The 14,149-nt window shown below is 64.0% G+C and carries 9 protein-coding genes and 1 riboswitch; of the genes, 6 read left to right on the top strand and 3 right to left on the bottom strand.

The genetic code is table 11. The features are described 5' to 3' along the window. Positions 1–226: 226 nt before the first annotated feature. Positions 227–3,802, top strand: coding sequence for a chromosome segregation protein SMC (gene smc / locus N5P29_RS12530; protein ID WP_262275259.1), 3,576 nt, complete (start codon positions 227–229; stop codon positions 3,800–3,802). Positions 3,803–3,822: 20 nt separating this feature from the next. Then, the gene (ftsY, locus tag N5P29_RS12525) at positions 3,823–5,028 is read left to right on the top strand and encodes a signal recognition particle-docking protein FtsY (RefSeq protein WP_262275258.1); all 1,206 of its coding nucleotides are present in this window, start codon (positions 3,823–3,825) and stop codon (positions 5,026–5,028) included. Here the strand turns inward: ftsY and N5P29_RS12520 are convergent. Further along, positions 5,021–6,244: an MFS transporter gene (locus N5P29_RS12520; RefSeq protein ID WP_262275257.1), complete on the bottom strand. Its 1,224-nt coding sequence runs from the start codon at positions 6,242–6,244 to the stop codon at positions 5,021–5,023. The genes ftsY and N5P29_RS12520 overlap by 8 nt on opposite strands. Positions 6,245–6,505: 261 nt before the next feature. On the opposite strand from N5P29_RS12520, the gene N5P29_RS12515 reads away from it, so the two are divergent. Both N5P29_RS12515 and N5P29_RS12510 read left to right on the top strand, forming a co-directional pair. Beyond that, on the top strand, positions 6,506–7,840 hold the full coding sequence (locus N5P29_RS12515; RefSeq protein WP_262275256.1) for an ammonium transporter: 1,335 nt from the start codon (positions 6,506–6,508) through the stop codon (positions 7,838–7,840). Then, a complete protein-coding gene (locus N5P29_RS12510; protein WP_017199639.1) occupies positions 7,837–8,175 on the top strand; it encodes a P-II family nitrogen regulator in 339 nt (112 codons plus the stop codon). The genes N5P29_RS12515 and N5P29_RS12510 overlap by 4 nt, the downstream gene beginning before the upstream one ends. Before the next feature lie 85 nt (positions 8,176–8,260). Here N5P29_RS12510 and N5P29_RS12505 read toward each other — a convergent pair whose 3' ends face one another. Then, complete coding sequence (locus N5P29_RS12505) at positions 8,261–9,661, bottom strand: glucose-6-phosphate dehydrogenase (protein WP_262275255.1); 1,401 nt, start codon at positions 9,659–9,661, stop codon at positions 8,261–8,263. 170 nt (positions 9,662–9,831) lie between these two features. On the opposite strand from N5P29_RS12505, the gene ffh reads away from it, so the two are divergent. Beyond that, positions 9,832–11,415, top strand: a complete 1,584-nt coding sequence (gene ffh / locus N5P29_RS12500) for a signal recognition particle protein (RefSeq protein ID WP_262275254.1) — start codon at positions 9,832–9,834, stop codon at positions 11,413–11,415. Between the two features lie 60 nt (positions 11,416–11,475). Beyond that, positions 11,476–12,198 carry an alpha/beta fold hydrolase gene (locus N5P29_RS12495; RefSeq protein WP_262275253.1) on the top strand — a complete coding sequence of 241 codons (723 nt, stop codon included), beginning with the start codon at positions 11,476–11,478 and terminating at the stop codon, positions 12,196–12,198. Here N5P29_RS12495 and thiC read toward each other — a convergent pair. Then, positions 12,186–14,000 (bottom strand): phosphomethylpyrimidine synthase ThiC, encoded by a 1,815-nt coding sequence (gene thiC, locus N5P29_RS12490; protein WP_315973347.1) that lies wholly within the window; start codon positions 13,998–14,000, stop codon positions 12,186–12,188. The two genes, N5P29_RS12495 and thiC, sit on opposite strands and share 13 nt — an antisense overlap. After that, positions 13,996–14,103: riboswitch (TPP riboswitch) on the bottom strand. It overlaps the preceding gene by 5 nt. Positions 14,104–14,149: the final 46 nt, after the last annotated feature.

The raw sequence follows: 14,149 nt of genomic DNA, 5'->3' as shown, positions 1-14,149 counted from the left end.
AGATCGACGTTCCTCTTGCGGGACCGGACCCGGCAGCGGGCGAACACAAGTTCAAGCCGAAGCCGGATCACCGGAACGAATCCACCAAAGTAACCCTTGGCAGGAGTGTAGGGGTGCGGCATGTCCGCCGCAAGGCTTTCCCGCTTCAGATCCGGGGATTTCACGTAAACGGCAGTAGATTTAGGGGGATACAAACACCCGGGCCACCCAGGAGAACCGAAGCGCCTTGCATTTGAAAAGTTTGACCGTCCGAGGATTCAAGTCGTTTGCGTCGGCTACGACGTTCGACTTCGAACCCGGCGTCACCGCTGTTGTCGGTCCCAACGGATCGGGCAAATCCAATGTGGTGGATGCACTGGCCTGGGTCATGGGCGAACAAGGTGCCAAGACCCTGCGTGGCGGAAAGATGGAAGACGTCATCTTTGCCGGCACCTCGGGCCGGCCGCCGCTCGGCCGGGCCCACGTCTCCCTGACCATCGACAACGCCGACAACGCACTTCCCATTGAGTACAGCGAAGTAACCATCTCGCGGACCCTTTTCCGCACCGGCGGATCCGAATACGCCATCAACGGCGCGCCCTGCAGGCTCCTGGACATCCAGGAGCTCCTCTCTGATTCGGGCCTCGGCAGGGAAATGCACGTCATCGTTGGCCAAGGCCAGCTGGACCGTGTCCTGCACGCCACTGCCGAAGACCGGCGCGGATTCATCGAAGAGGCCGCAGGCATCCTCAAGCACAGGCGGCGCAAGGAAAAGACCGTCCGTAAGCTCGAGGCCATGCAGGCCAACCTGGCACGCCTTGGCGACCTCACCGCCGAGATCCGGCGACAACTGACTCCCTTGGGCAAGCAGGCTGAAATCGCCCGCCGCGCACAAACCGTCCAGTTCGACGTCCGCGATGCCCGTGCCCGCCTGCTGGCAGATGACCTCGTGCAGCTGACAAGCAGCCTTGAAAAGGACGTCGCGGACGAAGCGGCACTGAAGGAACGGCGCAAGGTCGTCGAATCCGGACTGGGTGCGGGACGACGGCGCCAGGCGGAGCTGGAACAGCAAGCTGCCGAGGCAACCCCGCGCCTGAATGCCGCACGCGATAACTGGTATCAGCTCTCTGCCGGGAGGGAGCGGCTGCGTTCACTCGGTTCACTGGCCTCCGAACGCAAGCGTTTGCTCGGATCCGCGGAAGCCGCCGTCGAATCGGGGCGCGATCCGGAGCACCTTGAACGCCAGGCGGCAAGGGTCCGTGAAGAACAATCAACCCTGGAACACGACATCCTTGCCAAGCAGGCAGCACTTCTGGAAGCCACTGTCGCCAAGGACGCAGCTGAAGCGCTCGCAGCCGCCGAAGACAAGCGCCTCACCGGTATGTTGCGCGCAGCAGCGGACCGCAGGGAGGGCCTTGCCCGCCTCGCTGGGCAGGTTGCGGCGGCGCGATCCCGGGCGGAGGCGGCAGAGGCCGAACGTGGCCGGTTGCGGGAGTCCCTTGGAGCCGGTGATGAGCGGCGCCGCCAGGCACAAAGCGAATTTGCTGCCCTTGAAGCCCAGGTGGCAGGAGCCGAAGACGGTGAAGAAAGCCTGGATGCCGAGTACGAGGAAGCCAGCGAGGCCCTGGACGCGGTCATCGCGGAAATCGAAGATCTCAAGGCCTCCGAGCGGGAGGCGGTCCGGGAACGTGACGCGCTGGCTGCCCGGCGCGATGCCCTCCAGTTGGGGCTCAACCGGAAGGATGGCTCGGGCCACCTGCTGACGGCCGACGGCGTGCTCGGCTCCTTGACTGGGCTGGTGAGCGTGGAACAGGGCTACGAAACTGCCATTGCCGCAGCCTTGGGCAGTGCCTCGGATGCCCTGGTGGTCTCCGATGTTGAGGCCGCCGCAGCGGCAATCATCCGGCTCAAGGAGGACGACGCCGGACGTGCGGCGCTGCTTCTGGCCGATGCCCAGTCCGGGGACAGGGCGGTGGGCCCAACCGAACTGCCCGCTGGCTGCCGGTGGGCCGCCGACGTCGTCACAGTAGCCGACCCGGCAGGGCGCGGTGCACTGCAGCTCCTGTCCGCTACCGTCGTCGTGCATGACGTGGGGACGGCGGCGCGACTGGTCCGGGAGCAGCCCGGGCTGAAAGCTGTCACCACTGAAGGCGATGTGTTTACCGCGGTGACGGTCCTCGGCGGTTCAGCTACCGCGCCCTCCCTGCTTGAGGTCCAGGCAGCAGTCGACGACGCCGCTGCCCGCCTTCTAGAGGTCACCGCAAGGCTCGAGCGGGGCCGCTTCGCGCTGGCCGGGGCCCAGTCACGTCGCGCCGAAGCGCAGGACCGTGCCGATGCCGCTTTGGAAAGGCTCCATGAATCCGACGCCCGGCTTGCCGCTGTCGCCGAGCGCCTGGGCCACCTGAACTCCGTTCTTCGCAGCGCAGTGGGCGAAAGCGAGCGTCTTGCGGCCTCCATGGCAAAGGCGGAGGCCAACATCGCAGAGGCGCAACTGGACCTGGAAGTTGCCGCCGAACGCCTTGCCGCTGCCCAGGAGGTTCCGGACGAGGAACCATCCACCGATCAACGGGATCAACTCGCTGCGGAAGCCCGTGGGGCCCGCGCCCTTGAGACTGAAGCAAGGCTCGCCCTTCGCACGGCCGAAGAGCAACTCGGTGCCATCAGCAACCGCGCAGCTTCCTTGGAACGGGCTGCGGCTACCGAGCGCAGGGCCCGTGAAGAGGCCGCCCGGAGGGCCCAGCGCCGCAGGGCACAGGCACAACGTGCTGCAGCCGTGGTTTCGGCCGTGGAGCAGAGTCTTCGCTACCTCGACATTTCCGTGGATCTCGCGGCCAAGGAGCGCGACCAGGCCGAGCAGACGCGCGAGCTCCTCGAAAAGGAGCTGTCGGACGTCCGGACTGCCAATGACACCCTTGCCCGGGAGCTGGCAGAGCTGACTGATTCGGTACACCGGGATGAGATGGCACGGACGCAGCAGCGGTTGCGCATCGAGGCATTGGAAACCAGGGCCGTGGACGAATTGGGGCTTTCCGCCGAACAGCTCATCGCCGACTACGGTCCGGACCAGCCTGTTCCGCTTCCTGCAGGGTCCACCACAGACAAATGGGCAGAGCTGAGGGCCCCGGTGGACGCCAATGGTGAACCCATTGTCGAGGGAATCCCGTTCGTGCGGGCAGAGCAGGAAAAACGGCTGAAGAAGGCAGAGCGCGAGCTTGCTGCCCTGGGCAAGGTCAACCCACTGGCGTTGGAAGAGTTTGCGGCCCTCGAAGAACGGCACCAGTTCCTTAGCTCGCAGCTTGAGGACCTCAAGTCGAGCCGGAAGGACCTGCTGGACATCATCAAAGAGGTGGACAACAGGGTGCAGCAGGTCTTCGCTGAGGCCTTCGCCGACACCTCGGCCCAGTTCGATCACGTATTTGCCAGGCTCTTTCCGGGGGGAGAGGGCAAGCTCGTCCTCACCGATCCCGAAGACATGCTGACCACCGGGATTGAAGTAGAGGCCCGCCCTGCCGGAAAGAAGATCAAACGCTTGTCCCTTCTTTCCGGCGGTGAGCGCTCCCTGACGGCAGTTGCGCTGCTGGTAGCCATCTTCAAAGCCAGGCCGTCGCCGTTCTACGTCATGGACGAAGTCGAGGCGGCCCTGGACGACACCAACCTGGGCCGCCTGATCACCATCTTCGAGGAACTGCGGGAATCCAGCCAGCTCATCGTGATTACCCACCAAAAGCGCACCATGGAAGTGGCCGACGCACTTTACGGTGTCACCATGCGGGGCGACGGGGTGTCCACTGTCATCAGCCAGAGGCTCAGTACCGGGGCTTAGCTTTATGAGAAGGTAGGGGAGTGAACGATTTCCTACCCATAATTCTGTCCATTCTCGCTGCGCTCGTAGTGGTCGGCGGACTCGTGCCGGTACTCCTGAAGGCCCGTAAGTCGGGCTCAAAGTACCCCGGAACACGCGATGCCAACGATCCCGTGCAGTCCTCTGCAGCAGGCGGCGGAACCCTTGTGGAGGACCGCCCGGACGGCGTCAAGGCTCCAGCGCCCACCTTTGATGGATCAGTTGACGGAGCCGCGGTTCCTGACGACGCCGCAGGGCTTGAGACCATCGCCATCGACACTCCTGCGCCGGTGGAGGGACGTCTCACCCGTCTTCGCGCCCGCTTGGTGAAGTCCAACAACATCCTGGGCAAGGGACTGCTGGCCTTGCTGTCCGGCGACAAGATCGACGAGAACGTCTGGGACGAGGTGGAAGAAACCCTCCTCCTTGCCGACCTCGGCACCGAACCCACGATGCAACTGGTTGATGCCTTGCGTGAGCGGGTCAAAGTCCTGGGCAACCGTAGCCCCGAAGACGTCAAGACCATGCTGCGGGAAGAACTCATCAAGCTGGTTGATCCGGGTATGGACCGTTCACTGAACGTCGACCGTAAAGGTGACCGTCCCGCCGTCGTACTGGTTGTCGGTGTCAACGGCGTCGGCAAGACCACCACAGTAGGCAAGCTGGCACGTGTCCTCGTGGCCGAAGACAAGGATGTGCTGCTGGGTGCGGCAGATACCTTCCGTGCTGCCGCGGCCGAACAGCTGGCTACATGGGGCCAGCGGGTGGGCGTGCCGACGGTGAAGTCCGACATCGACGGCGCCGATCCCGCCTCGGTTGCCTACGAGGCCGTCAAGGCCGGCATCGACCAGGAAGTCGATGTGGTCATGGTCGATACCGCAGGCCGCCTGCAGAACAAGACCGGCCTCATGGATGAGCTCGGCAAGGTCAAGCGCGTCATTGAGAAGCTCGCCGAGGTGGATGAGGTCCTGCTGGTCCTCGATGCCACAACGGGCCAGAACGGACTCAACCAGGCACGGGTGTTCGCCGAGGTTGTCAACATCTCAGGCATCGTCCTGACCAAGCTGGACGGGACGGCCAAGGGTGGCATCGTGGTGGCCATCCAGAAGTCACTCGGCGTGCCCGTGAAGCTGATTGGCCTCGGTGAAGGCCCGGACGACCTCGCTCCGTTTGACGCCGAAGGCTTCGTCGACGCACTGCTCAACTAACGCGTGCTGTCAGCGGCTCGCGGGCTGCCAACCAGCCCGCGGCCGTCAGCAGCAGCACGCAGCCGGTGATGGCGAAAGCCCAGCCATAACCCCAGTGGTCGGCCATCAGGCCGGCCACAACAGGGCCGATGATCGCGCCGGTGTCGGCCGCCATCTGGAAAACGGCAAGCACTTTGCCTCCGGACCGTCCGCGTCCAATGACATCGGCGACGGCGGCCTGCTGGGCCGGGCCGAGCAGGCCGGAGCCGAACCCCGCTACCGCTGAGGCGATAAGGAACGCAGAGAGATCCGTCGTCAAACCGATAAGCCCTGTGGCAACGCCCGTGATCACGAGGCCCGCGACCACCAGGAACTTGCGCCCCCAGGCGTCTGCCAAAGGGCCGGAAAAGGTCAGGGCAGCGGCGTTGCCCACGGCAAAGACGGCCAAAGCCCAGGCGGCTGTCTCCGGCCGGGAATCCAGGACAGCCACCGCAAAGAGCGGGATAGTGGCCATGCGTACACCGAAGGTCACCCATCCATTGCCGAAGCTGGAGAACACGGCTGCCCGGTACGCGGAGTCGGCCAGCGCCTCTCTCAGCGCCATGACCGGTGCCTGTCCCGCCTCCTGGGCGGCGGTGCCCTCGCCACTGAGCATGGTCCGGACCACTATGGCGGCCACAAGCAGCGCACCGGCATAGGCCAGGAAGGGAACCCGGAGACCGAAACCTGCCAGCAGGCCGCCTGCCACCGGGCCCAGCACGCTGCCGATCAGGAAAGCCGAAGCGTAAGCGCCGGATACGCGCCCGCGGCGTTCCGGAGGGGCAAGCCTGATGAGCAATCCCATGGCGGCAACGGTGAACATCACCGAACCGGCCCCGCCGAAGCCACGGAAGATCACCAGCTGCCAGTAATCCTGGGCGAAGGCACAGGCTGCAGTGGATACCGCAACGATCAACAGGCCGCAGACGTATACGTTCCGCTCTCCGAACCGCCCGATCAAGGCACCGCCCGCCGGCGCGAAGACCAGGCGCATGAACGCGAAGATGCTCACTATCACCGCGGCGGCCGTGGCGCCGACGTCGAAAGTGGTGGCGAACTGCGGCAGAACCGGAGCGACAAGCCCGAATCCCAAGGCGATCAGGAACGCAGCAGCCAACATCACCTTGATGTCCCGGGGCAAGGGAACCTTTTCCTGCCGGATCCTCGGAGCTTTGACGGATCGGGGCGACTGGGTCATTCGGTGCTGGTCCTTCTGGTGGGATCTGGCGCGTGAACGCCTCGAGTGTCGGAAAACCCGGTTCTCCCGCGTAGTCTGACGCCTGAAACATATCCGTAACGTCGCAGATATGCACCATTTACGTTGGGGAGGTTGTTGTAACGGCCCCGCAATATAAAACCCGCGCAGGTGAAACACTGCGGCACAAAACTCTTAAGCAGGACGCAAAAGGCGTCAGGACAGCGGTTGAACCGCAGATCTAGCAAGAGAGGAACGTGCACCATGGAACTTACCGCAGGTCACGTATGGGTCATGGTGGCGGCGGCGCTTGTGCTGTTCATGACACCTGGTCTGGCATTTTTCTACGGCGGCATGACACGCGCCAAAGCAGCCTTGAACATGATGATGATGAGCTTCATCTCCATCGGCATTGTGGGCGTCGTCTGGGTGCTGTGGGGTTCGTCCATGAGCTCCGGCGAAGGTTTCCTGGAAATCGTCGGCAACCCGCTCGCAACCTTCGGCCTCGAAGGGGTCAGCGCGACTCCGGACGGCCTGATCAAGGTTGGCTACGCAGCCACCTTCGCCATCATCACGGTGGCCCTCATCAGCGGCGCCATTGCAGACCGCGCCAAGTTCGGGGCCTGGAGCATCTTTGTGCCTGTGTGGGTCACCCTGGTTTACTGCCCCCTGGCCTACATGGTGTGGGGCGGCGGCCTCTTCGGCCCTGAAGGTGCGATCGGCAAGGCCCTGGGCCACGCCATCGACTTCGCCGGCGGCACCGTGGTGCACATCAACGCAGGTGTGGCGGCCCTTGTCCTGGTCCTCATCATTGGCAACCGTCGCGGTTTCGGCAAGGACCCCAACCACCGTCCGCACAACATCCCGTTCGTCATGCTCGGTGCGGCCATCCTCTGGTTCGGTTGGTTCGGCTTCAACGGCGGCGCAGCAGCGACTGCTGAACAGGGTGGCCTGATCTGGATCAACACCCTCGCGGCCCCGGCAGCGGCCATGATCGGTTGGCTCATCACTGAGCGGATCCGTGACGGTCACCCGACGTCCCTCGGCGCGGCCTCCGGTGTCGTGGCCGGCCTCGTGGCCATCACCCCGGCTTGTGCCGATGTCAGCCCCGTGGGTGCCCTCGGCCTCGGTGTGGTTGCCGGTGTGGCCTCCGCCCTTGCAGTCGGCCTGAAGTTCCGCTGGGGCTTCGATGACTCGCTGGACGTTGTAGGCGTCCACCTCGTCTCCGGCATCATCGGCACCGTGGCCCTCGGCTTCATCGCAGTCCCGAGCGAAGGCTCCACCCCCGGCGGTCTCTTCTACGGCGGCGGATTCGCCCAGCTGTGGGCGCAGCTCGCAGCAGCCGGCGTGGCAATTGTCTTCTCGGCGGTCATGACGGCCATCATCGCCCTGGCCATCCACAAGACAATGGGCTTCCGGGTCTCCACCGAACAGGAGAACGTCGGTGTCGACCTCAGCCTCCACGCTGAGACGGCTTACGAGTTCGGCGTCAACGGACACGGTGGCAGCTTCCAGCCGCTGCACGAGGCCATGATCGGCAAGTCGGAATCCACCGCAACCAAGGCACCCGCAGAGGGCAAGGAGAGTGTCCAGGCATGAAGCTCATCACGGCGATCGTTCGTCCCGAAAAGCTTGAAGCAGTCCGCGAAGGCCTCGAAGCCTACGGAGTCCAGGGCCTGACGGTCAGCGCGGCCAGCGGTTACGGCCGCCAGCGCGGGTACACCGAGGTGTACCGGGGAGCTGAATACAACGTGGATTTGCTGCCGAAGATCCGCATCGAGGTCCTCGCCACCGACGAGCAAGCGGACGACATCCTGGATGTCCTCATTGCGAGTTCAAACACCGGCAGGGCCGGAGACGGCAAGGTGTGGACGGTTGACGTTTACGAAGCCGTGCGGGTTCGCACAGGCGAACGGGGCGCAGCCGCCATCTAAGGCGCAGCCGAACATCAGGGCAGCACACAAGCGGGCCGGGTACCACTGGAAGGTACCCGGCCCGCTTTTGCGTTCAACGGCGGCGTCAGCTCCCGACGGCGGTGGGCCAGGAGGCCGGCCCGGCGCTACCGGCGTCGTATTCTTCCAACGGAACTTCGCCCTTTTCCCAAGCACGGAGGACGGGCTCGATGATGCGCCAGCAGTCCTCCGCGGTGTCTCCTCGAACGGACAGCAAGGGATCGCCTGTGAGGATGCCTTCCAGGACTTCACCGTAGGGCAGCAGGTCCGCTGCGCTGAGCTGGGCCACCAGGCTCGCTCTGTCCAGGGTGAAGATGTCTCCAGGGCCGTTGACATCCACATCCAGCTGCAGGACATCCGGGCCGAATCCAATGCGGAGCTGATTGGGGGAGTCAACCCCCGAGAATCCCTTTGGCAAGTGCGGAACCGGCCGGAAGGTAATGACGGCTTCCTTGCGCCGGCGGCCCAGCGCCTTGCCTGAGCGGAGAATGAAGGGAACTCCCGCCCAGCGCCAGTTATCGATCTCCACCTGTACCTCAGCGAGTGTCTCGGTGTTGCGTCCGGGATCCACGCCTTGTTCGGCGGCGTAGTCGGGCACATTGCGTTCACCCAGCGTTCCTGCCGTGTACCTGGCCCGGCGGGTGGAGGCCTCATAGGGTGCTTTGATGCTGCTGGCCCGCAGCACGGTGGCTACGGCATCACGGAGGTCCCGCTCTTCGATGGTGGCCGGGGCGTCGATGGCCAGGAAAGCCATGATGTGCAGAAGGTGGCTCTGGATCATGTCCCGCAAGGCACCCGCGGTGTCGTAATAGCGCGCCCGGCCTTCGAGGGCCAAGTCCTCATCGAAGATGACTTCCACTTTTTCAATGTGGTTACGGTTCCAGACGGGCTCAAGGAAGCGGTTGGCGAAGCGGAGGCCCAGGATGTTCAGCACCGTGGCCTTGCCCAGGAAGTGGTCCACGCGGTGAATGTGGTCCTCGGGGACGAGTGCAGCCAACGTTTTGTTCAGCTCGTGTGCTGATTCGGTGCCTGAACCGAAGGGCTTTTCCATGACCAGTCGCGTTCCTGCCGGCACTTGGTCCGGGTGCAGTACTTCGCAGGCCTTCTGGCTGACATGGGGTGGCAGGGCGAAGTAGACGGCGACGGGACCCTCCAGCTGTGCCAGCAGCTCAGCCAAGGGGCCATCGGCTGTTACGTCCACCTGGTGGTAGGAAGTGTTGTTGGCAACAGCGTCCAGTGCCGCGTTTCCGGCCGCATCCGCCGACGTCGACGCCGTCGCGAAAGCGCCCTTGACCCTTTCGTGCCACTGTTCGGGGGACCAGGGGTCGGAACCGGCACCCACCAGCCTCAGTCCGGGCGCGCGTCCGGCCGCCAGCAGCCCCGCAAGCCCGGGCAGGAGCAGCCTGCCTGTCAGGTCCCCGGACGCGCCGAGGATGAGCAACGTTTTTACAGTTGTTTTACTGGTCACTGTGCCAGCATGCCACCTTGCCGGCGTGACTTGGTACCCTAGATAGTCGAGTCCCGTGGATAACGCAGATTTGTTGTGGTTGAGACTCATCTGTTGGGGCAGGAATCGTCAAGACTATGGTGTGCCGGACCGGCCACCATTCGTAGACCATCGAAAGAAGTGCACGGCGCGTGTTCAATTCACTCTCTGACCGGTTGACAGCAACCTTCAAGAACCTTCGTGGCAAGGGCCGCCTCACCGAGGCTGACGTCGATGCCACAGTCCGGGAGATCCGCCGTGCCCTCCTGGACGCGGACGTCGCCGTGTCCGTCGTCCGCGAGTTCACCGGGCGCATCCGTGAGCGTGCCTTGGGTGCCGAAGTCTCGGGGGCTTTGAACCCGAGCCAGCAGATCGTCAAGATCGTCAACGAGGAACTCAAGGAGATCCTCGGTGGCGAGACCCGCCGTATCCGCTTGGCGAAAACCGGCCCCACCATCATCATGCTGGCGGGCCTTCAAGGTGCCGGTAAGACCACTCTGGCGGGCAAGCTGTCCAAGTGGCTCAAGGCCCAGGGACACAGCCCCCTGCTGGTGGCGTGTGACCTTCAGCGCCCCAACGCAGTAACCCAGCTCCAGGTTGTTGGGCAGCGTGCCGGTGTCCCGGTCTTCGCCCCGCACCCAGGCGCCACGTCCTCCGAACTTGAGCACCCCGCCGGTGACCCGGTTGCCGTAGCCAAGGCCGGTGTCGAAGAAGCGCGCCAGAAGCTTCACGACGTCGTGATCGTTGACACGGCCGGCCGCCTCGGTGTCGACGCCGAGATGATGGACCAGGCCCGCCGCATCCGCCAGGCGATCATTCCCAACGAAGTTCTTTTCGTTATCGACTCCATGATCGGCCAGGACGCCGTAAACACGGCGATGGCCTTCGATGAAGGCGTCAACTTCACCGGTATCGTCCTTTCCAAGCTCGACGGCGATGCCCGCGGTGGTGCCGCGCTGTCTGTAGCGTCGGTTACCGGCAAGCCGGTCATGTTCGCGTCCACGGGTGAAGGCCTGGACGATTTCGAACTCTTCCACCCGGACCGTATGGCCTCGCGCATCCTGGACATGGGTGACGTTCTCACCCTGATCGAACAGGCCGAGAAGGCGTGGGACAAGGAAGAAGCTGCCCGGATGGCGAAGAAGTTCGCCGACCAGGAAGACTTCACCCTGGACGACTTCCTCGCCCAGATGCAGCAGATCCGCAACATGGGCTCCATGAAGAAGATGCTCATGATGATGCCGGGTGCGCAAAACATCCGCCAGCAGCTGGAGAACTTCGACGAAAAAGAGATCGACCGCGTCGAGGCCATCGTCCGCTCCATGACGCCGCATGAGCGTGTCGCCCCGAAGATCATCAACGGTTCACGCCGTGCGCGTATCGCCAAGGGCTCCGGTGTCCACGTGTCCGAGGTCAACGGGCTGTTGGAGCGTTTCGCCCAAGCCCAGAAGATGATGAAGAAGCTGGCCCAGGGTGGCGGCATGCCGGGGATGCCCGGAATGCCTGGCCTTGGTGGTCCTGGCGGCGGACGCAAGCACGGCAAGAACGCCCCCAAGAAGAAGGCGCGGTCCGGCAACCCGGCCAAGGCGGCCCAGGAGTTGCGCGATGCCGAGGCCAAGCGGGCCAACGCAGCTTCGGCAGCTCCCAAGGGTGCAGCTTTCGGCCAGGGCGCAGGGGAATTCGATCCGTCATCGCTGAATCTTCCCAAGGGCTTCGACAAGTTCCTCGGCAAATAACCGCACTGACATCCCAGCCGCACAGGTTGGGATGTCGGAGCCGTCGCATAGGCTGAACCAATGCAGAAGCAGCGCGTAGTCTTCCTTCACGGAGTGGGCAGTTTCGGTGCTGCGGCGTGGCCGAAGCAGCACGGAATGGCCCTTCACTACGACGCCCTGTTTCTCCGCAGGCACGGCTTCGATCCCGCGGACGAGCCCGTAGAGTCCGATGTCGCTGCCGATGTTGCCATCGTGATCCAGGCTCTGGCTGATTCGGGCGGAGGTCACGTGGTGGCGCATGAGCAAGGTGCCATTCCTGCCATGCTGGCAGCCGTGGAGCGCCCGGACCTTATCCATTCCCTGGTCCTGGTGGAGCCGGCCTGCCTGTCCTTGACTGCGGAGCTTCCGGCCACTGCTTCTTACCGCGCATTGATGGAACCGCTGTATGAGGTGCGGGGCCAGCTTAACGACGCCGATTACCACCGCGAGTATTACCTGCGTGCCTTCTCCGCTGAAACAGGTGGCTTGGAAACCCTTGAGGCACAGCGCTCGGCCCGCCGCTTGAGGCTGCAGGCGCCCCCGTGGGAAGCGCCGCTGCACATCGTTCCCGGAGTACCCACCCTTGTCCTGACGGGCGGGTGGGAACCCCTGTACGAGGAAATTGCCGCGTACCTCCAGGAGACCGGTGCCCTCCGCCACGTTGCAGCGGGCGGGCACCGGCCCCAGGATTCATCTGACGGCGATCACATCATCCGCAGCTTCGTTGCGGACGTGGGACGGACCCGGTCGGTTCAGGCGTCCTGAGTCCGGGGTACCTGGAGTTCCGGCAGATACACCTTTGCGCCGGCGGCGAGGAATTCCGCACTCTTTTCCCGCATGCCGTTGTATATCCCTGCGATGGCCGCTTGTGATTCGGCCGAGCCATACTCGTCGCGGATGTCCTGGCTGATGCGCATGGAGCAGAACTTGGGACCGCACATCGAGCAGAAGTGTGCCGTCTTGGCAGGCTCTGCCGGCAGGGTTTCGTCGTGGAAGGACTCCGCCGTGACCGGGTCCAGGGACAGGGCAAACTGGTCCCGCCAGCGGAATTCGAACCTGGCTTTGGATAGTGCATCATCGCGTTCGTGTGCGCCGGGGTGGCCCTTGGCCAGATCTGCGGCATGGGCCGCGATCTTGTAGGTGATTACGCCCGTCTTTACGTCGTCCTTGTTGGGCAGGCCCAGGTGCTCCTTGGGTGTGACGTAGCAGAGCATGGCAGTGCCGTACCGGGCGATTTCAGTGGCACCAATGGCGGAGGTGATGTGGTCGTAGCCGGGAGCGACGTCGGTGACCAACGGTCCCAGTGTATAGAACGGAGCGCCCTTGCACAGTTCCTGCTGGCGCTCCACGTTCTCCCGGACCAGATGGAACGGAATATGCCCGGGACCTTCCACCATGACCTGCACGTCGTATTCCCAGGCACGCTGGGTCAGCTCGGCCAGAGTATCGAGTTCGGCAAATTGTGCGGCGTCGTTGGCGTCGGCCGTGGCGCCCGGGCGCAGGCCGTCTCCCAGGGAAAACGCGACGTCGTACTGGGCGAAGATTTCGCACAGCTCGTCGAAGTGCGTGTAGAGGAAGTTCTCCTGGTGGTGGGCCAGGCACCATCCGGCCATGATGGAGCCACCGCGGGAGACGATGCCCGTGACGCGGTTGGCAGTCAGCGGCACATACCTCAGCAGCACACCGGCGTGGATGGTCATGTAGTCCACGCCCTGCTCGCACTGCTCGATCACGGTGTCGCGGAAGATCTCCCACGTGAGTTTGTTGGCCTCGCCATTGACCTTCTCCAGCGCCTGGTAGATGGGCACTGTGCCGATGGGTACCGGGGAGTTCCGGATGAGCCACTCGCGGGTGGTGTGGATGTCGTCGCCGGTGGACAGGTCCATAACGGTGTCCGCGCCCCACTGGGTGGCCCACTGCAGTTTGTCCACCTCTTCGGCAATGGAACTGGTGACGGCCGAGTTTCCGATGTTGGCGTTGATCTTCACCAGGAAGGCCTTGCCGATGATCATGGGCTCGGACTCGGGGTGGTTGATGTTGTTGGGAATGATCGCCCGGCCGGCGGCCACTTCGCTCCGGACCAGTTCAACGTCGCAGTTCTCCCGCAACGCGACGAACTGCATTTCGGGGGTCACTACGCCATTGCGTGCGTAGTACATCTGGGTGACGGTTTTGCCTTCGATGGCGCGGCGGGGCACAGGCTGCGCCCCTTTCCACTCCGCAGAGGCCGCGCCTCGCCGCAAAGCTGCCTTGCCGTCGTCGAGCAGGTTACGTTCGCGGCCCGTGTAGGGTGCGGTGTCGCCGCGGGCTTCAATCCAGGCGGACCTGAATGGTTCGAGCCCCACTACGGGATCGCTCCCGGGGCCGGCCGTCCGGTAGACCTGCAACGGCGCGTTGGCCTGGCCGTTGGGGGAGGGCTCAAGCGAAATTTCGGTCACCGGAACGCGGATGCCGCTGGCTGGGTCTTCAACGTAGGCGAGCGAATGGGACTTCAAAGACTGCGTAACAACCGTGTCTTCGGCCGGGCTGTTTTGGGCAGGGCTGTGCTGTGTTTTGGTGGTGCTCAAAGGATTACTCACTTCCTTCGCCGGCATTACCCGGACAGGTTCAACGGTCGCAGGCTGCCTCAGCCCGATCTCAGCCCCTGCAAGGGCCCCCGTGTGGTCGTAGACGAAGCTACCACAGCTGCCATGGGGCGCCCAGTCACATGAAGGCC

The organism is Paenarthrobacter sp. JL.01a (genome assembly GCF_025452095.1).
GTDB lineage: Bacteria > Actinomycetota > Actinomycetes > Actinomycetales > Micrococcaceae > Arthrobacter.
The sequence above is the reverse complement of the archived record's forward strand: the minus strand, read 5'-3'. Positions and strand labels throughout refer to the sequence as shown.